This window comes from Nonomuraea sp. NPDC004186 (assembly GCF_053603495.1).
This window is the reverse complement of the sequence record NZ_JBSGFQ010000099.1, coordinates 13,242-31,559: the sequence shown is the minus strand read 5'-3', so window position 1 is coordinate 31,559 and position 18,318 is coordinate 13,242. Positions and strand designations below refer to the sequence as shown.

Below are 18,318 nucleotides of genomic sequence, written 5' to 3'. Positions count from 1 at the left end.
GCCTCAGTGCGCGCTGGTGAGGCCCTGGGCGAACCCGCCATCGACCGGGAACTCGGCGTTGGTGGTGAAGGTCGCGTCGGCGGCCAGGAAGAGCGCGGCTGCGGCGACCTCCTCGACGGTGCCATTGCGCTTCAGCGGAGTGGTCTCGCTGCCTTGCCGCTCGAACTCGCGGCGTTCTTCCTCGGTCAGCCCGGCGACGCCCATGGTCGGGGTCTTGATGTAGCCGGGGGCGACGGAGTTGACGCGAATCTTGCGAGGCAGGAGCTCGGCCGCCAGGACGTGGGAGATCGCGCGCACCGCTTCCTTGGAGCCGGAGTAGGCGCTCAGGCCGGGGAAGATCAGGTCGTTGGCGACGGTGGTGAAGACGATCGCCCCGCCGTCGTTGATCAGCGGTGACAGGCTCTGCACGGTGAAGAAGGCGCCCTTGGCGTTAACGGCGAAGTGCCGGTCCCAGGAGTCCTCGGTGACCTCCTCGAGCGTCTGAACCTCGGCGATGCCGTGGTTGACGAAGAGATAGTCGATCCGGCCGAGCCTGTCCTGCACGGTGGCGCCGAGGGCGCGGATGTCGGCCATGCTCGCCGCGTCGGAGCGTACGACGTGCGCGGCGTCGGGCTTCAGCTCCGTGCGCGCCTGCTCGATCGTCGTCTCGTTGCGGCCCGTGAGGACGACCTCGGCCCCGCCGTCCAGGAGCGCCTTGACGATGGCCAGGCCCATTCCGTGGGTACCGCCCGTGACGACGGCCTTCTTGCCTGCGAACTTGCTCATCATTGACTCCCTGGTCATACGGTGTGCGAGGTGCGTGTGGCGCGCCGGTTCCGACCGCCACGCACAGAGAGTGCGGGCCTGGACTCGCGGTTTTCTGTCGGTCTTCTTGCGGTGCGCTGACACGCCGGGTGATGACCACGTGGCCGTACGGTGAGTCCATGCGTTTCGGGGTGTTGGGTCCGCTTGCCGTCTGGTCAGCGGACGGTGAACTCGTGGTGGTGCCGGAGTCGAAGGTGCGCGCGCTGCTCGCGGCGTTGCTGACGGCCCGGGGGCAGGTGGTCTCCGCCGACCGGCTCGTGGACGAACTGTGGGGCGACGCGGCGCCGGCGAATCCCACGGGTGCCCTGCAGACCCTGGTGTCGCGGCTGCGGCGGGTGCTTGCCGGGTCCGGGGAGCAGGGCCTGGTGGTGCACCGGGCCCTCGGCTACGTCCTCGACGTGGCGGACGAGGCCGTGGACGCAGGCCGGTTCACCGCACTCACCACACAGGCCCGTATCGCCGCCGACCCCCGCGAGCGTGCCGACCTGCTCACCGAGGCGCTGGCGTTGTGGCGCGGCCCCGCCTTCGCCGACTTCATCGACGAGGATTTCGCGCGCGCCGCCATCACGCGCTTGGAGGAGCAGCGCCTGCTGGCCCTCGAGGAACAGGCCGAGGCCCGCCTCGAGCTGGGCGAGCACGGTCTTCTTGCCGGGGAGCTCGGCGACCTGACCGGCCGCCACCCGCTCCGGGAGCGGCTGCGCGCGGCCCATATGCGGTCCCTGTACGGCGCGGGCCGGGCGAGCGAAGCCCTGGACAGCTATCAGGATCTACGCCGCCGTCTGGAGGAGGAACTGGGCCTCGAGCCGGGCCCTGAACTGGCCGCCCTGCAACGGAAGATCCTTCAGCAGGCCCCAGCCCTGCAGACCGTCACGGCGCCCACGTCCACCCCGCGCCGTCACACCAACCTGCCCACCCCGGCCACCGGCCTGATCGGACGGTCGGACTCTTTGAAGGAGGTCCGCGCCCTGATCGCGGCGGGCCGCCTGGTGACGTTGACGGGGCCCGGCGGGGTCGGCAAGACGCGCCTGGCGGTGGAGGTGGCCTCCGGCCTGACCGGTTCCTACGCGGACGGTGTCTGGCTGGTGGAGCTGGCCGCGCAGGCCTTCTCGACGGAGTCCGCTGCGGCCACCACGGGCGATGAACTGGCCGAGGTGGTGGCTGCGACGCTGGGAGTCCGGGACGACGCCGGTCCTGGCCCGCTGTCGGGCAGGCGGCCGCGCACACTGCTCGACCGCCTGTCCGACGCGCTTCGCAGCCAGCGCCTGCTGTTGGTCCTGGACAACTGCGAGCATGTCATCGAGGCCGCCGCGGGCCTGGCCCGGGCCCTGCTGCGGGCCGCCCCGGGAGTACGGATTCTCGCCACCAGCCAGGAACCGCTGAGCATCTCGGGCGAGCAGGTGTGGCTGGTGCCCCCACTTGATATGCCTGCGGACTCGGCCGACCAGGCGGTGCTGCGCACGTCGAGCGCGGTGCGGTTGTTCCTCGAGCGTGCTGTCGCGGCCTCGCCCGGCTTCGCCTTGTCCGACGACAACGCCCATGCGGTCGCCTCTGTCTGCCGCCGGCTCGACGGGATTCCGCTGGCCCTGGAGCTGGCATCGACACGGGTACGGGTCCTTGGCGTGCGTGAGCTGGCCAGGCGTCTGGACGACCGGTTCCGGCTGCTCACCGGCGGCCATCGGGGTGCCCCGGCGCGGCAGCAGACCTTGCGCGCGATGATCGACTGGAGCTGGGAACTGCTCACCGCGGCCGAGCAGGCGATGCTGCGCCGGCTCGCCGTCCACTCCGATGGCTGCACCCTGGAGGCCGCCGAGGCCGTCTGCGCCGGTGCCGGTGTGAAGCCCGCCGAGGTCCTGGACTTGCTGACCCGTCTGGTCGACCGTTCCCTCGTGCTGGTCGCCCACGAGGCCGACGGCACCCGGTACCGGCTGCTCGAGTCGGTCTCGGCGTACCTCCTGGAGCGGCTGCGGGAAACCGAGTACGAGTGGGTACGGCGCGCCCACGCGCACTACTACGTGGAGTTCGCCGAGCGGGCCGACTCTTTTCTGCGCGGTGCCGATCAGCAGCACTGGCTGCGGCGCCTGGACGCCGAGTCCGACGTGGACGCCGACGTGGTCCGCGCCGGCATCGAGGTGCGCGGTCAGGCCGCGCGCGAGGTCGGCCGGGTCGCCGTAGGCAAGCAGTGCGACGATGACGCGGCCGCTCCCGATGCCGGAGAGGTCCTCGTCGGTGAAGCCCAGCCGCCGGAGGTTGCTCGCGTAGTTGGTGACCTGCAACGCCTTCCCGGGCGGTGCGTGTGCGGTGCCAAAACTCGTCCATGACATCTGGCCTGGCCTTCTATCCTCGGCACTGGTGTTTCTACGCCTGCTGTATCTGATGATGGTCCGGTTGTTCAGCTGGTTGACGCTACTCGCGCGGGGCGACACATCCAAGGACGTGGAGATCTTGGTGCTGCGTCATGAGGTCGCCGTCCTGCGTCGTCAGGTCTCCCGTCCACGACCAGACTGGGCCGACCGCGCTCTGCTTGCCGCACTGGCACGACTGCTGCCCACTCGGCTTCGCCTCCACCGGATCGTGACGCCGAGCACCTTGCCGGACTGGCACCGCCGACTGCTCAGCCGACGCTGGACCTACCCGAACGCGACCGGGCGTCCGCCGATCCCGGATGAACTGCGTGAGCTGGTGATCCGGCCGGCCAGAGAGAACCCACGATGGGGGCACCGGCGGATCCAGGGCGAACTGCTCGGCCTCGGCCATCAGATCGGAGAAGGCACCATCCGCCGCATCCTCACCGCGGCCGCCCTCGACCCAGCACCACGCCAGACCTCACCGACCTGGCGACAGTTCCTCACCTCGCAAGCCTCCGGCATCTTGGCCTGCGACTTCCTGCACATCGACACCGTGTTCCTCAAACGCCTGTACCTCTTCTTCGCCATGGAGATCGAGACACGCCGCGTGCACCTGCTGGGCCACACCTCCAACCCGACCGGCGCATGGACCACCCAGCAAGCCCGGAACCTGCTGATAGACCTGGGCGAGCGCGCCGGCACCTTCAGGTGTTCACCGCCGCTGGTGTAAGGGTCATCAAGATGCCCGTCCGATCGCCACGGGCCAACGCGTTCGCTGAACGGTTCGTGGGAACGCTACGCCGCGAGTGCCTCAACCACCTGCTCATCCATGGCCAGCGGCACCTGCGTAAGGCCTAACCGAGTACGAACGCCATTTCAACCATCATCGCCCGCATCAGGGCCGTTCCCTCCGTCCTCCATTGCACGACCCCAGCCAGGTGATCGACATGTCCTCCCGGATTCACCGCCGAAGGACCGTCACAGGACTGATCAACGAGTACCGCAGAGCAGCCTGATCGCTCTACGAACGCCCAGCTCAGGAGCAGTATCCACGTTTTGGCACCGCACAGGGTGATGATCGATCCGGCAAACAGGAGAAGGACGCAGTTCGCAGGCAGTGAGCGTGCAGACTGAGGAGGATCCAGCGCCCTCAGCTCAAGAACTGTTGCTTACCCTGCTCGGTTGCCTGGCGCGGGCAGCCCAGCCGCGCCGCCCCTGGCTGCGGGTGACCGTCTCGCCCTGGTGGGCTCGGGTCCTCCTCGCCGCCGGCACGCCTGGCGCCCGTCTGCACGCTGACCGCCAGCTTTCCCTTCGTGCCTACGATCGGCCCCGGGCCAGGACCTGCGCGGCGCGAACCTGTGACGTGCCACGGTTTATGTCGCTGTTTCGGCCACGCTCTTGTCGTGATTCAGACCAGTCGAGCGGGACACCGCGGCCGAGGCCAGCAACTGCCCGGGTTCCGCCACCGCGTGGATGAGTATCTCGGGGACACGGGCTGACTGGGCCTGGCAAGCTCTGTGGTCGCGCACCAGCGGGCGTGGCGGTTGGCCCAATCAGATTGCCAGGAATCGGCTCTTCTGTAGGGTCAATGCGCTGAGATTGAATGCCGCTGTGCAGATAGACATGTGGTTCGACCCGAAATGCCCTTGGGCGTGGAACGCCTCTCGCTGGCTGCTCGAAGTGGAGCAGGTTCGCGACGTTCAGGCCCGGTTCCATGTGATGAGCTTGGCCATTCTGAACGAGCGTCGCGATGATCTGGAGGACTGGTATCGGGAGTGGCTGGGTGACACCCGCGCTCCTGTGCGGGTTGCGATCGCAGCTGAGCAGACCTTTGGAAACGGCGTGCTCAGTGATCTCTACACGGCACTCGGCAACTTGATCCATCACGTCAAGATGCCTATCGGCCGGGAGCTCTTCACGAAGGCGCTGGTCGCGGTGGGACTGCCCGAACGGCTGGCGGATGCCGCCGACTCCGCAGAGTACGACGAGGCGCTCCTCGCCAGTCACCGCGCGGGCCTGGACCCTGTCGGGGAGAACCTCGGCACACCGGTGATCCACGTCCCCACCCCAGACGGGTCGGTGAACGCGTTCTTCGGGCCGGTGGTAACCCCGGCGCCCCGCGGCGAGGCGGCGGGACGGCTGTGGGACGGAATCCTCCTTACTACGGCGACCGACGGGTTCTTCGAGCTCAAGCGCGGTCGTACCCGTTCCCCACAAGTGGGCTGATGAGCCTCCGAGCGCACGCTCGGGCTCGCCGAGTTTGAGCAACTCCATCGGCGACGGCATGTTCTTCGCGACGTCGGCCCTGTACTTCACCGTGATCGTCGGTGTGTCGGTGCCGCGGGTCGATTGTTGTGCGCCAGGTTCCACGGGCCTGGGGAGTGTCCCCGTCTGATCCTCGCGGCGAGGGCCGGTAGGCAGGTAAGGCGCTGGCAGGCGAGGACGAACGCCTGGGCGCCCAAGGCCAGGTGCGCTCAATCCGCAGCTTCCGATGCCGGGCGTCGGAAGCAGAAGCCACGGTCAACACCCCCGACCGCATCCTAAAGCGGGATATGACGGGTGTCGGGCCGTAGTGCATGTGCAGGCTCAGCATCGATCCCCGGCTAGTCTGCTGCACGCCGACGTCGTCGCACAGCTGCTGGATCACCCACAGGCCGTACCCGCTGCTGACGGTGGCATCGATGTGGGCGCGGGCGAGGTGGCCGGCGGTGAGCCGGCCATCGGTGTCGAGGATCTCGACGGTCAGGCCGTGCCGGTGGCTGCGCGCGGTGACCCCGGCCGCCGTGGTCGAAGACGTTCGTGATCGCCTCGTTGACCGCCATCACCAGGTCCTCCAGCCGCTCACCAGTCAGGCCGGTGTTCCTGGCGAAGATGCGGATCAGGTCGCGGATCCATCCGAGATCGGCGCTGACCGGGCTGCGCAGTTCGAACTGCGCATTCATCATGGGTGTGGGCCGCGGGCCGGGGGCCGGGAGGTGTAGCGCTGAGATAACCGCGGACTCACCACCGCCGTCACCGCGGTCGGGGTGCCAGGGCGCTCGCCGGGTTGGCCGGGTCCGGGCCGGCGAAGTGTTGCTGGGCGCGCCATTCGACCAGGAGCACGGTGGCGTCGTCTTGGAGGCGGCCGTGCTGGTGGTCCAGGATGGTCTGGATGAGCCGGCGCAGGGTTTCCGGCGCGCTTAGGCCGTCGGCTTCGCGGCGGATGATGAAGTCGGTGAAGCGGTCCAGGCCGAATAGTTGGCCGTCGGGGCTTTGGGCTTCGATGATGCCGTCGCTGTAGAGCAGCAGCCGGTCGCCGGGTTCGAGCTGGTAGCCGGCCGGGGGCTGGTGTGCGCCGAGGTTGAAGCCCATGGGCGGGTCGGGCGGGGCGTCCAGGACGGCCACCACCCGGCCGCGGCGGATGATCAGCGGCGGGTGATGGCCGCGGTTGGCCCAGGTGAGTCGGCCGGTCCGCATGTCGAGCGTGGCCAAGATGGCGGTGGCGTAGCGCATCTGGCCGAACTGCTCGGCGATCACCGCGTCGATGGCCTCGCCCGCCTCCACAAGATCGGCGTCGCGGCGCCGGTGGTTGCGGTAGGCGGCCAGGGCCAGGGTGGCGGTCAGCCCGGCCGCGGTGTCATGGCCCATCGCGTCGAAGATGGCCAGGTGCAGGGTGTCGCCCGCGACGGCGTAGTCGAAGGCGTCCCCGCCGACCACGTAGGCGGGCTCCAGGGCCGCGCTGATGACCACCCGTTCGTTGGCGAAGGCCCGCTGGGGCAGCAGCGACCACAGCACCTCGGCCGACAGCTCCATCGGCCGGGTGCGCACCAGTCGGGCGTAGGTGTCGCTGGCCTGGCGCTTGCTGACCAGGATCACGGCCAGCAGGGCGGCCAGCTGCCGTACCCGTAGCTGGGTGGCCTCGTTCAGGCCGGGGACGGTGATGGCCAGCACGCCGATGCGCTCGGTGCCGTCCAGCAGCGGCACCCAGACCCGCTGCGGCCCTCGCTGCGGCCCGGCGGCGGCCGGCGTCCCGCCGGAGGCCGGGTCCTGAGGGGCCGCGGCGGGCACGAGTTCCACGCTGCGAAAGGCGCGCCCGGCGACGGTGGTGTCGATGCCCAGGGGCAGCAGTTCCTGACCGGAGCCGTCGTGCTGGCCGGGCAGCGGCACCAGGAGCTGCTCTTGCAGGTCGGCCACATAAATCCAGGGATGAAAGAAGCCGGCCCGTGCGCCGCACTCGGCCACCTTCCGGGGCATGTCTTCGAAGGGGACCGTGTGACCGGCCAGAGCCAGCCCGCCCAGCATCTGCTCGGCCTGATCCGTCACCCTGCCCCCGCCTTCCTCTCGACAGATCGGCCGCAGCCGCTGGTCTGTGCCCTACCCGTTTCGCGGCGATCGATCTGCACCGCCGCCACTGCTTTGGCCGCGCCTCCGGTGTGAAGGAGGAGGTGGCCCGCTCGTCCTGGCCTGCGAGCGCCTGGCTGGCCGCCGGACGGTGAACGCATCTGCCGGGCTGACGCTGCCGATGTTTCATAAGCGGTCATTACCTGTAGCACCTGAGCTGCTGTCCACGACATCCATGACGAACGACTTTTCCCCAGTGATCCGAGTGTCAATTCACGGTTCCAGGAGGGCTGCGTGATGTTGTCCAGAGCCGATGTTCGGCGCTTGTTTCGAGGCTGGATGGTCCGGTCGTTCAACCACCGCCACACGATGCGCCGACCGGAAACCGTGTGGTCGACGACCTCTTGACGTACGGGAGCCTGCCGTACTCGCCTCAGCCGCGTAACCCCCGAAGGATTTACGAGCGAGACCACTTAGTCGTGGTGGTCCCAGCGGTTGCTGGCGCCGGGGGCACTTGGCCGCAGGCGCTCCCGCCCCCCGCAGGACCGAGCGACAGTGACGTTCTCGAACGAGCTCTCCGTGGATGCGTAAAGCCCGACGCCGCCGCTGCGCACAACGGTGTCGCGACCCTTCAGGACCTGAACGCCGTTCAACGTCACGGTGATGCGGTCGCCCTGAATCGCCGCACCCAGTCGCACGGGACCTGTCAACGGGTTGCTGATGGATGCCGTGGCCACTGTGACGGGACCCGACGCGTGAGCCTCGCGGATGATGCTCGCGTACTGGGTTCCGTTGCTCGTCTTGCCGACGTGGATCCGATACCCGTACGCGTCCGTGGTGTCTCGCAGCGAGATTCCTGCGTTACCGACGGATCCGTCGATCGTGACCGTGGTCTCCACGACATAGTCGCACGCCTCGGAGAAGCGCGTCGGCAGTGTCGAGTCGGCCAGTACGTGCGCCCGGCCACCGGCAGGCGGCGTGAGGTGCAACTTGCCCGAGGCGACGGACACAGACCCTGTTATTCCTCGCCAACTGGCCTGATCGAGCCCTTCCCTGATCACGATGTTGTCGAAGGTCGCGGCCCGCCGATGCGTAAAGGCGGCGGCACCACCCGTGGGCAGCTGTCCGTCGTCCGCGGAGATCGACGTGTCGCCGACTTTGGCGCTCAGATGCCTCCCGATCGCGGATACGACCAGCTTGTGCGGGGAGTTGGCGCCGATCGGCAGTGCGGTCTCCGCGAGAACCGTGGTCGTCGAGTCGTATATCTTCACGAGCTGCAGCGTCGCTCCCGACGTGGAGTTGAGCACTTCGGCCCGGTAGTAGTTGCGGGAATCGTGGTAGCGGAACGCGAGACCGGTACGGGCGGTCGTCTGGCCGCGTACCCCGGGAACGATGTCCGCGGCCATGACCACGTCATCGGGTACGTCCTGCAGCGCCGCGAACGACACCATGTCCGCAGTCGAGGTCTGTGCCAGCTGCGTGTCCGCCTGTGCGCCGGTGAGCGCCCAGGTGCCCTGCACCGGCGTCCAGCCGCCAAAGGATCCGTTGAAGTCATAGACGGTGCGGTCCAGGCTGGCATCGTCGAACTCGTCGTTGAGCACGGGTGCCGGGGCAAAGTGTTCCTCGAGTGACACGGTGGTGAGGTTGCCCGTGCGGGTGAACGCGATCGGGGTGTCGTTCACCGTCACCGCGTTCGCGTTCGGCGCGTTGATGGAGAGCGTGCCGGTGAACGGGTCCCCAAGCGAGATCCGGGCGGTCGTGCCGCGCAGTTCCACACTGATATCGGACACCGGTGCGGATGCGCTGATAACGGTGTTGCCTTGGTCGATCAGCGACGACCCTCTGGTCAGCGCGTACCTGGTAAGCCCGCCGCCCGAAGCACGCTCGAGGTAGGCGGTCTCGGCGTTGGTGGTGGCGGCCCCGAACGCCCTCGACGAGGGAGTCGCCTCGCGCGAAAGGTAGAAGAATCCGGTCGCGTCTGGCAGGGCGATCTCCATCGCCGTCGCCACGGAGTGACTCACCCCGGGCATGGCGATGCGCTTCGCCGTCACCGAGGGCGCGGGGCCGGCCTCGCCGGGAACCACGACCGTGTCCAGTCCCGTCGGCCCGGTGGAGGACCAGTCGTACGACAGGTAGTCGACGTTGGTGAGTACCTGCTCGCCGACGCGTACGGCGCCATTCTTGTGGACCCTGGGGGTTACCGCGGCGCCGGCCGTCGCCACCGGGATGAGCCGCACGCCGGCAACGGGCGCGGCTCCCGGCACGGTGTCGAACCCGACCGTGGCGACCTTCGTCGTGGGATTGACGGTCACCGGATCACCGGGGAAGTGCCAGAGCTGCCGGTAGTCGTGCGCGGCGGTGTCGCCGGTGAGGTCGTCGGAGACCACCCAGAAGCCGGGCTTGACGAAGTAGACCGCGCGATCGTGCGCGACCGGCCGGTAGCCCATCGCCGCACCGCGGTAGATGTCGAGGCCCGCGTTCGAGCGCCACAGCGACGTTGTGCGGGGGACGCCGGCGGTCTGCGGGACTCCGTCGACCTCGATGGTGTTGTGCGCCTCGGTTTCACGGCGCATCCAGTCGTTCGTCTGAGTCGCGCTGTAGTCCCCCACCCCGGAGTCGACGATCAGCGGACGCCCGTACGCCGCCATCACCAGGCTGAGGTCGTCCGGATGCCGATGCGAGGCAGTGTAACTGGAATTCTGGTTGTTGATCAGCATGTACCGGGCATCGGCGTCCCACCCGGAACGCTGAACCGCGAAGCTGATCGGAAACACCGTGGACGACAGCGTCGGGGCGGTTCCCTCCGTTCGGCCGGAGGCGACCCAGGTGAAATCGGGCCAGGAGTTGCGTACACCGCTCCTGCGAATGGCCGACGTGCCCGCGTAGTTGTTCGGCGTGTCGCCGATCGCCGCGGGTTCAAGATTCGGCTGACGGGTCGCGAACAGCGAATCCGCGATCCAGTCCGCCCCCTGGACGAGCGAATCAGGAACGGTTCGCCCGTTGGCATCCGCGACTGCTATGACGGAGTTGAGCATATCCGCCACGTATGCCTGATAGTTGAACGCCGGCTCGCGGTACACACCGTCGCCCTTCAAGTACGCGCGCAGGAACCGCTCGGCCGAGCGCACCGCGAACCACTCCCAGCCAGACGATGACGAGAACTCGGGCAGGAACACGGCTGCCGCGTGGACGGAGCGGGCCATCGACATGTACCAGTTGTTTCCGACATGTATCTGCATCACGCCGACGAGGAAGTCCGCCGTGGCGTGCACGCCGGACAGGTACGCCACGAGATCACTCGGGTCGATGCCAGGATCGGTCCGGAACACGGAGAACGCGCTGACCAGCTGGGCGAGCCGCTTGGCCGCCGACAGGTTGCGGCCCTGCGGCCAGCTCTGATTGTCGGCGAAGAAGTCCAGCGAGATGTCCATCCACGCCGCCGCGTACGCCGCACGCTTCGCCGGGTCACTCTCGGACACGTAAGCGAATGTCAGTTTGGGCATGAACGTGAAGTCGCTCATCAAAGTCTGCGCGCTGCCCGGGGTGGTCTGCGTCCCACCCCAAAGGTCCTGCCAGTCGATGTCGATCCGCTGCTCGGCGCTGTTGTAGAAGTTGCGGGTCTCGGCGCCGAACCGGAAGATCCCCGCCGCGAGCTCGTCGGGGCCCGAGTCGCCACCGCCCAGGCCCTCGGCCGGAGCCGGGTAATGGACGTCGGCGCGGCCCGCGTAATACGCCTTGAGCTCGCTCGCGGCGCCCGCTTCGTCACCGGCGGCCAGCTCAGCCGCCACCGCGCCGAGCCCCGGGCGCGTCAGGTCGAGCAGCCTACCGAGATCCGACATGTCGGCGACGGCGGCACTGCCCGGCGACAGAACCGCCGCCACCAGAGCCAGCACGACCGCCGCACGGGCCCGACTACGCGTGTACCAACGTAACTTGCTCCGTCTCACCACTGTCTTCTCCCTAAGCCCGTGAGAGTGTCAGCTGAGTCCAGCGCGTCAACCACCCGCCTGCTCCTCGTACTCGGCCTTGATCTTGTTGCCCACCCGGTCCATGAACTTCTTGATGGCCGGCTGCCACGCCGAGACGGGCTTGTTCCCCAGCTGGATCTCCAGCAGCACCGCGTCCAGTTCCTGCTGCTCGCTGGCAGCCTTGCTGGCGGCGGTCTCCGAGTACAGCCCGAGGGTCGGGTCCGCGACGGCGAGCGGGACACCGGCGACCTGGTGGTCGTGCTGGTCCTGTACGGCCTGTCGGTTGCCCGGCTCGTAGATGACGGGCGATGCTTCGGCGAGGTACCGCACCGGCAGGAATACCTGGCTGCGCCCGCCCTCGGTGAGGGTCGGGTCGGAGCCGTTGCGGGTGAACGTCTGGCCCTCGACGCCGTACCGGAGGGCCAGGTACTCGCTGCTGCCGAAGGGTGAGCACAACCAGTCGAGGACCTTGAGGATCTGCTTGATCCGGTCAGCGTTGTCGGTCTTGGTTATAGCGGTGAAGCTGGACAGGGTCGGACCGGGCGTGCGTACCCGCGTCCCTGTGCCGTCGCGGGTGGGCGAGAGCATGCCGGTCAGGCGGAAGCCGGGCACGTCTTTCGCCTGGCCGTAAAACTTGCCCCACCCGGCATACCCGCCGATGGTGAACGCGGTCGTGCCGGCCAGCATCCACGCGTTGCGCTTCGTGTTGGGCGCGCCCGCGTGGTCGGGATGTATCACCCCCGACTTCACCAGCTCGACGGTGTCCTCGAGGGCCTGCGTGAACTGCGGTGTCGTCCCGGAGTGGGTGAAGACGCCACCTTCGGCCTGCCAGGCGCCGGTGCCGCCGGGCCAGTTGCCGGTGATCCCGTTCATCTCAAGGATCGTGTTGAACGGGATCTGTCCGAACGCCCACCGACCGGCCCGCTCATCGGTCAGCGCGGCCGCCATCTCCTTGAACTCGGCCCACGAATCGGGCTGGAGGCTGAGTCCTGCCTTGGCCAGCAGGTCGGCCCGGGTGTACAGCACGGTGCCGATCCGTGCCCGCGGCACGGGGATGCCCCAGATCCGCAGGTCGTAGACGGTGCTGCGCCAGGCATCGGTGGGCAGGGCGGCGAGGTTCGGGTAGGCGAGGACCGCGTCCCCGGACAGGTACTCGGTGAGGTCGGTGAATGTCGCCTTCAGCATGGCGGGCATCTGCTGGACAACGCCCTGGATAGCCACCATGTCGGGCAGATCGCCACCGGCGATGGTCGTGGCGACCTTGCTCTTGTAGTCGGTCGAGGGGACGTACGTGATCTTCAGTTCGGTGCCGAGTCGCCTGTTGAGGTTCTGCCAGTAGGGGTTCGAGCCGAGCGCGGGGGCGATCGGGTCGTAGGTGTACGTCAGTGCCGTGACGGCTTCGCCCTTCACCGGTTGTGATGCGGCGCTGGAGGAGGTCGGGTAGGTGAAGTATCCCGGCGACACCCCGGCCGGCTCGGCGGCCAGGTCGGGCGTGGCCGCGGTGACGGGCTTGTGGGTGGGCAGCTTGACCGACCCGGTCGAGCTGTTCGGCGAACTCGGGCTGCCGTCACCGCAGGCCCCGAGCAGCGGGGCCAGCCCCGCTGCCGCGCCGAGTGCCAGGACGTCGCGGCGGCTGAAGGTGGGTGCCATGACGTCTCCTTTCCGCATTGCGTGGACGACCGGTCAGCCCTTGACGGCGCCGACCATGAGTCCCTTGGCGAAGTGCTTTTGGATGAAGGGGTAGATGAACAGGATGGGCAGGACGGAGATGACGAGAATCGCCATCTGGACGGAGATTTGTGGTGGCAGGTTCTCCAGGTTCGAGCTGAGCTGGTCGGACCCGATCGGGGTGTTGTTGACGACGTAGGTGCGCAGCACCAGTTGCAGCGGCCACTTCTCCGACGACTGGAGGTACAACATCGCGGAGAAGAAGGCGTTCCAGTACGCCACCGCGTAGAACAGCCCGATCACGGAGACGACCGCCTTCGACAGTGGCAGGACGATCCGCAGCAGGATGCGCATCTCCCCGGCACCGTCTATATAGGCGCTTTCCCGCAGCTCGCCGGGGATTTCCTGGAAGAAGGCGCGCATGACGATGACGTTGAACGCGTTCACCAGCACCGGCAGGATCAATGCCAGGTAGCTGTCCAGCAGGCCGAGCTGTTTGACCGTCAGGTACATCGGGATGATGCCCGGGTTGAACAGCAGGGTGAACACCGTCATCAGCAGGATCGGCTTTTGCAGCAACGAACCTGGCCGCGACAGCGCGTACGCCAGAGCGATCGTGGCGACGAGGCTGAGTGCCGTGCCGACCACGGTGATGCCGGCGCTCACCAGCAGCGCACGGGTGACGATTCCTCCGGACAGGACGGCCCGGTAGGAGTCCAGCGTCGGTTCGTTCGTCCACAGCACGAAGCCGCCCGCCCTGTTGACCTCCTCCGGGGAGGCGATGCTGGTCATGAGCACCGCCCAGAACGGCACCAAGACCGCCAGGCAGCCAAGGCCGAGCACGAGTCCCCGCGCACCGACCCCCAGCTTGCTGGGCTCGCCCATCCAGACCGGACGCCGGCTGCGGCCCGAGCGTGGCCGCCGCGGCGCCGTGCCCGCGGCGGGGCGCGCCACGGACACCGCAGTCGGCACAGATCGGCTCGTCACTTGGCGTACACCCCCTGCTCGCCCAGGGCGTGGGCCAACCGGTTGGCGCCGAGCACGAGCGCGACACCGACAATGCCTTTGATCAGCCCCACCGCGGCCGCGGTGCCCCAGTCGCCGCCGACGATCCCGTGGTTGTAGACGTAGGTGTCGAGTACTTCGCCGGCGCCGGCACCGACCTGTGCCTGCTGCAGGATGATCTGCTCGAACCCGACGGACAGCGAGTCACCGAGCCGCAGAATCAGCAGCAGGACGATCACCGGGCGGATGGCGGGCAGGGTCACGTGCCACAGGCGGCGAACTGCCGAGGCGCCGTCCACCACCGCGGCCTCCATCTGCGCCGGATCCACTCTGGACAGTGCGGCGAGGAAGATGATCGTCGACCAGCCGGTGTCCTTCCAGATCACCTGTGATGTGATCATGAGTTTGAACAACTCGGGTACGCCGACGATGTGGAACGTGGACAGGTCGGCCGAGCGCAGCCAGGCGTTGAGCATCCCGCCGTTGCCGAACATCTGCTGGAACAGGGCGACCACGATGACCCAGGACAGGAAGTGCGGCATGTAGAGGATCGACTGGGCGAGGCGTTTGAGCCGTTCGCTGATGGTCGCGTTCAGGATCAACGCGAGGCAGATCGGCAGCGGGAACACGAAGACCACCTGGATCAGCGTGATGATCAGCGTGTTGACGAGTGCGTTGAGGAACACCGGGTCGCCGGTGAGCACCGGCTCGAAGTTGTCCAGCCCGACGTACGGGCTGTGCCAGATTCCGAGGAACGGCTGGAAGTCCTGGAACGCGATGATGTTCCCGCCGAGCGGCAGATAGTGGAACAGCAGCAGCGCCGTGACCCCGGGAAGCGCCAGCAGCAGCAGGACCCGGTCGCGCCGCCAGCGGTCGCGCAGGCTACGCATCGCCGGTCTCCACCGGTGCAGGCAGGCCGATGGGCCGGCCCGTGACGCAGGCTCGCACCGCCGCCCGCAGCCGGTCGTCGGCATTGGCCGCGACCCTCCTGCTCCGGGCGACCGCGGGCGCCGGGTCGGTGGCGATGTCGGTGACCGCCGCGACGACCGTCGCCGCGGCACGATGGTCGAGCTCGATCACCAGGTCTGGGGCGCCGAGGTCGGCGAACATCTGAGATTTCGTGGTCTCGGTCGGCTGCCGAAGGTAGACGGTCGGGGTCGCATGTCGTGCGGCCAGGATCGGCGAATGACACTCCATGCTGACCACCAGCGACGAGACGGCGTAGACCCCGGTCGCCTCCTCCAGCGGCCAGTACCGGTCCAGGAGCCGGACCTGATCGAGCGTCTGTGGACTGAGCAGGCTGGGAAGCTGCTCGTGAGCGAGCTCGACGGCATAGCTCATCTCGGGCACCACGACGGCCGGCAGGCCGCTGACGCGTACCCAGGTCTCGATCGCCGCCGCCAGCACCGCCAGGTCGTGCGTCACGGTGGCCCGGTTGACCGCGTCGCGCCGCATCTGCTCGCGGGTCGGTTCCGTGCCGTAGATCTTCGCATAGGGGGCGTAGCGCAGCCGCGGAACGAAGCAGGCGAACCGACCGGGCTGCAGGCCGAAATTCTCCAGCAGGCGAGCGGCGGCGACGGCGTCAGTGTGGTCGAACGCGAACGTGCCATCCGGCCCGAAGGCGAGGTCGGGCCCGGTTATCTTCTGGCTGCGCAGGGTGGCCAGGGTCAGCGTTTCGCGGCAGTACACGAAGTCGGCGCTGTCGAAACGGTCTTTGACGTCGTCCTCGAGATAGGACGGTGGGAGCAGATCGACCATCTGTGCCAGCTCCGGCAGCGTCGCCATGGTCGGTGGGCACAGCGGATCCACGGTGATCCCGAAGTACCCGTACGGGCGGCCCACGTGCTCGCGCCACCAATCGATCTCGGTGCCCTGGAAGGCGTCGGCGCCCGATCCGTGCATCAGGACGTCCGCGCCGTCGATGGCGGCGGCCAACTCCGGGGTGCTCGGCCCGTCCCCGCCGAGAGTGCCATCGACGACGCGCAGGTCGGGAAACGCGTGCCGCAGCATGGATCGTTCGCGCTCCTCCAGCCGCACCGGCCAGAGGATGACCTCGACCTCGGGGGCGAGCCGCTGAAACGCCCGCACCACGCCAGGGGAGTGAGCCACGTCGCCGATGTTCACCGTCGCCCAGGAGGACCGCAGGAGGACGGTGCGACGTGTCGATGTCATATGTACTCCTTGTTGACGTAACGTTAAATCAAAATAGGGATGGTGAGACGTTACGTCAAGAACCTAGTAGGCTTCCACCATGGCAACGCAACGTGACGTCGCACGGGCGGCTGGGGTATCACTCGCCGTGGTGTCGGCGGTGGTCAACGGCACGAGCCACACCCGGATGAGGGAATCCACCCGCACCCGGGTGCTCCGGGCGATGCAGGAATTGGGTTACCAGCCGAACCAAACGGCGCGCTCGCTGCGGCTCAACCAAACCGACATGATCGCGATGATCCTCAACAAGATCGACAACCCGGTCTACGGACCGCTGCGGTATGGGGTCTACGAGGCGGCGGCGGAGCACGGCGCAACGGTCCTGCTGGGCGATGCCGAGACGATGCGCTCCGGCAGCCAGTTCCTGACCCGGCTGCTCAGTCAGGGCACGGTCGATGGCATTCTGATCCGCGGCGAAGGGCTGCTGGACGACGACGTGATGGCCGAACTCAGCTCCCACCCCAAGCCGATCCTCATCCTGGAACATGCACTGGACCATCCCTGGATCGACATAGACGATCGCCGCGCAGGCGAGATCGCTACCCGATTCCTGGTCAACCTCCACCACCGCCACATCGTCTTCGTCGGGGGTTCTGGATACATCTCCCAGCAGCGCTACCTGGGCTACCAGCAGGCGATGGCCGCCGCCGGGCTGACACCGGCCCCACACCTGGCCACCGGGTTCGGTGAGCAGGCCGGCGCCGATGGGCTCCGGCAGGCCATGCAGGCGCCAACCGCGCCGACCGCCATCGTCGTCAACAACATCATGAGCGCGGTCGGGGTCCTGGCCGCCGCACGCGACCTCGGCATCACCATCCCCGACCAGCTGTCAGTGGTCGGCATCCACGACGTCGACCTGATGCAACACCTGCGCCCGGCCGTCACCGCAGTCCGGATGCCCATGTACCAACTCGGCCGGGCCGGCGTCGAGGCGCTTTACGACCTGATCGCGGGGCGGCCAAGCGCAGGCGGTGTCATCACCGACCCCGAACCCGAACTGGTGATCCGTGACTCAGCGACTGCTCTGACCCGGATCCGCGATTAGCGTTCACATGATCGCCCGCGGCTCATATCGATTGTCGTCAGCCTATGTGATGGGGCCCGGGTGGCTATGATCGGTGGCGCCCGTCTAGGCGGCCCGCCGGTACTGGTTGATCAGGCCGTCGAGTACCGGTCGGCGTTGCAGGCGGACCTGATCGAGATCGGTGAGTGTAGCCGGGGCATGTGACGGTTGAGGCGGCCGACGATCTCGTGAGCGATGGGGACGGTGCCGGTTGTAATGCCGTTCGTATGGCTTCAGGGCTCGGCGGAGATGGCCTGCATTGTAGATCAGCAGCCGGTCGGTGCATTCCCTTCGAATAGTGCCGACCCAGCGCTCGGCTATCGCGTTGGCCTGCGGTGCGCGGACCGGTGTTTTGATGACGCGGGCGGCGAGTGAAGTGAGCACCTCGTCGAAGACCGCGGTGAACGTGGCGTCGCGGTCGCGAATGAGGAATCGGATGCCCTCGGCCTGCTCTCCCAGGTTCATGACCATGTTGCGGGCCTGTTGAGCGACCCAGGTTCCGATCGAGCCCGGCTCTTTTGAGGATGTCGCGCACGGTACTGGGCGGTACCCGAAGGCCGACGCCGGCCAGCTCTCCGCTGATGCGCTGATAGCCCCACGGGGGATTCTCACAGGCCAGGCGCAACACCGCCTCCCGCACCTCCGCGCGGGTAGAGGGACGACCCGGGCGCTTGGAGCGGTGGGTCCATTGGCGCTTCCTTCACCAGCGTGCGGTGCCAGCGCGGCAACGTCGCGGGGGGACGAAGAAGACATCCCACGACGAGCGAGGAAGCGGCCGCGCCAAGGCCGCGAGCACGACCCGATCCTCCGGTTGGAGATCGGGCCGGTTTCACCTGACGGCGCAATACGGCGACCTGATGGCGGAGCACCATGATCTCGGCCGTCTTGGCCCGATCACTGCGGCCCAGCAGGAGCTGAAAGACACGCCCGAGCA

General features: G+C 67.9%; 13 protein-coding genes and 1 pseudogene. 4 read left to right on the top strand and 10 right to left on the bottom strand.

Going from position 1 to position 18,318, the window contains the following annotated elements:
* Positions 1–3: 3 nt before the first annotated feature.
* Positions 4–765 carry an SDR family oxidoreductase gene (locus tag ACWEPL_RS49625; RefSeq protein ID WP_452440419.1) on the bottom strand — a complete coding sequence of 254 codons (762 nt, stop codon included), beginning with the start codon at positions 763–765 and terminating at the stop codon, positions 4–6.
* 158 nt (positions 766–923) lie between these two features.
* On the opposite strand from ACWEPL_RS49625, the gene ACWEPL_RS49620 reads away from it, so the two are divergent.
* From ACWEPL_RS49620 to ACWEPL_RS49610, 3 genes are all read left to right on the top strand, one after another.
* Positions 924–3,122 carry a BTAD domain-containing putative transcriptional regulator gene (locus ACWEPL_RS49620; protein ID WP_452440418.1) on the top strand — a complete coding sequence of 733 codons (2,199 nt, stop codon included), beginning with the start codon at positions 924–926 and terminating at the stop codon, positions 3,120–3,122.
* Between the two features lie 31 nt (positions 3,123–3,153).
* Positions 3,154–3,879, top strand: coding sequence for a hypothetical protein (locus ACWEPL_RS49615; RefSeq protein WP_452440417.1), 726 nt, complete (start codon positions 3,154–3,156; stop codon positions 3,877–3,879).
* 893 nt (positions 3,880–4,772) lie between these two features.
* Positions 4,773–5,375: a DsbA family protein gene (locus ACWEPL_RS49610; RefSeq protein ID WP_452440438.1), complete on the top strand. Its 603-nt coding sequence runs from the start codon at positions 4,773–4,775 to the stop codon at positions 5,373–5,375.
* Between the two features lie 377 nt (positions 5,376–5,752).
* On the opposite strand, the gene ACWEPL_RS49605 is transcribed toward ACWEPL_RS49610, so the two are convergent.
* The 7 genes from ACWEPL_RS49605 to ACWEPL_RS49575 form a co-directional block, all read right to left on the bottom strand.
* The gene (locus ACWEPL_RS49605; protein WP_452440437.1) at positions 5,753–6,091 is read right to left on the bottom strand and encodes an ATP-binding protein; all 339 of its coding nucleotides are present in this window, start codon (positions 6,089–6,091) and stop codon (positions 5,753–5,755) included.
* Between the two features lie 70 nt (positions 6,092–6,161).
* Positions 6,162–7,451 (bottom strand): PP2C family protein-serine/threonine phosphatase, encoded by a 1,290-nt coding sequence (locus tag ACWEPL_RS49600; RefSeq protein ID WP_363973027.1) that lies wholly within the window; start codon positions 7,449–7,451, stop codon positions 6,162–6,164.
* A gap of 491 nt (positions 7,452–7,942) precedes the next feature.
* On the bottom strand, positions 7,943–11,362 hold the full coding sequence (locus ACWEPL_RS49595; RefSeq protein ID WP_452440416.1) for an alginate lyase family protein: 3,420 nt from the start codon (positions 11,360–11,362) through the stop codon (positions 7,943–7,945).
* 102 nt (positions 11,363–11,464) lie between these two features.
* A complete protein-coding gene (locus tag ACWEPL_RS49590; RefSeq protein WP_452440415.1) occupies positions 11,465–13,087 on the bottom strand; it encodes an extracellular solute-binding protein in 1,623 nt (540 codons plus the stop codon).
* A gap of 33 nt (positions 13,088–13,120) precedes the next feature.
* Positions 13,121–14,077: a carbohydrate ABC transporter permease gene (locus ACWEPL_RS49585; protein WP_452440414.1), complete on the bottom strand. Its 957-nt coding sequence runs from the start codon at positions 14,075–14,077 to the stop codon at positions 13,121–13,123.
* Positions 14,078–14,088: 11 nt separating this feature from the next.
* Positions 14,089–15,000: an ABC transporter permease gene (locus tag ACWEPL_RS49580; protein WP_350740490.1), complete on the bottom strand. Its 912-nt coding sequence runs from the start codon at positions 14,998–15,000 to the stop codon at positions 14,089–14,091.
* Positions 14,993–16,282, bottom strand: coding sequence for a polysaccharide pyruvyl transferase family protein (locus tag ACWEPL_RS49575; RefSeq protein ID WP_452440412.1), 1,290 nt, complete (start codon positions 16,280–16,282; stop codon positions 14,993–14,995). The genes ACWEPL_RS49580 and ACWEPL_RS49575 overlap by 8 nt, the downstream gene beginning before the upstream one ends.
* Before the next feature lie 79 nt (positions 16,283–16,361).
* Here ACWEPL_RS49575 and ACWEPL_RS49570 point away from each other — a divergent pair, with 79 nt between their 5' ends.
* Complete coding sequence (locus ACWEPL_RS49570; RefSeq protein WP_363973012.1) at positions 16,362–17,366, top strand: LacI family DNA-binding transcriptional regulator; 1,005 nt, start codon at positions 16,362–16,364, stop codon at positions 17,364–17,366.
* 84 nt (positions 17,367–17,450) lie between these two features.
* Here the strand turns inward: ACWEPL_RS49570 and ACWEPL_RS49565 are convergent, their stop codons facing one another.
* Together ACWEPL_RS49565 and ACWEPL_RS49560 are read right to left on the bottom strand one after the other, a co-directional pair.
* Positions 17,451–17,855, bottom strand: a complete 405-nt coding sequence (locus ACWEPL_RS49565) for an integrase core domain-containing protein (RefSeq protein WP_452440411.1) — start codon at positions 17,853–17,855, stop codon at positions 17,451–17,453.
* A 61-nt stretch (positions 17,856–17,916) separates the two neighbouring features.
* Positions 17,917–18,048 (bottom strand): annotated as a pseudogene (locus tag ACWEPL_RS49560) (helix-turn-helix domain-containing protein); the annotation flags it as partial.
* Between the last annotated feature and the right edge of the window lie 270 nt (positions 18,049–18,318).

Bases quoted from the DNA above. Each gene is read 5' to 3' on its own strand.
- ACWEPL_RS49625 (WP_452440419.1), bottom strand. From the start codon at position 765: ATGAGCAAGTTCGCAGGCAAGAAGGCCGTCGTCACGGGCGGTACCCAC.
- ACWEPL_RS49620 (WP_452440418.1), top strand. From the start codon at position 924: ATGCGTTTCGGGGTGTTGGGTCCGCTTGCCGTCTGGTCAGCGGACGGT.
- ACWEPL_RS49610 (WP_452440438.1), top strand. From the start codon at position 4,773: ATGTGGTTCGACCCGAAATGCCCTTGGGCGTGGAACGCCTCTCGCTGG.
- ACWEPL_RS49605 (WP_452440437.1), bottom strand. From the start codon at position 6,091: ATGAATGCGCAGTTCGAACTGCGCAGCCCGGTCAGCGCCGATCTCGGA.
- ACWEPL_RS49590 (WP_452440415.1), bottom strand. From the start codon at position 13,087: ATGGCACCCACCTTCAGCCGCCGCGACGTCCTGGCACTCGGCGCGGCA.
- ACWEPL_RS49580 (WP_350740490.1), bottom strand. From the start codon at position 15,000: ATGCGTAGCCTGCGCGACCGCTGGCGGCGCGACCGGGTCCTGCTGCTG.
- ACWEPL_RS49575 (WP_452440412.1), bottom strand. From the start codon at position 16,282: ATGACATCGACACGTCGCACCGTCCTCCTGCGGTCCTCCTGGGCGACG.
- ACWEPL_RS49570 (WP_363973012.1), top strand. From the start codon at position 16,362: ATGGCAACGCAACGTGACGTCGCACGGGCGGCTGGGGTATCACTCGCC.
- ACWEPL_RS49565 (WP_452440411.1), bottom strand. From the start codon at position 17,855: ATGGTCATGAACCTGGGAGAGCAGGCCGAGGGCATCCGATTCCTCATT.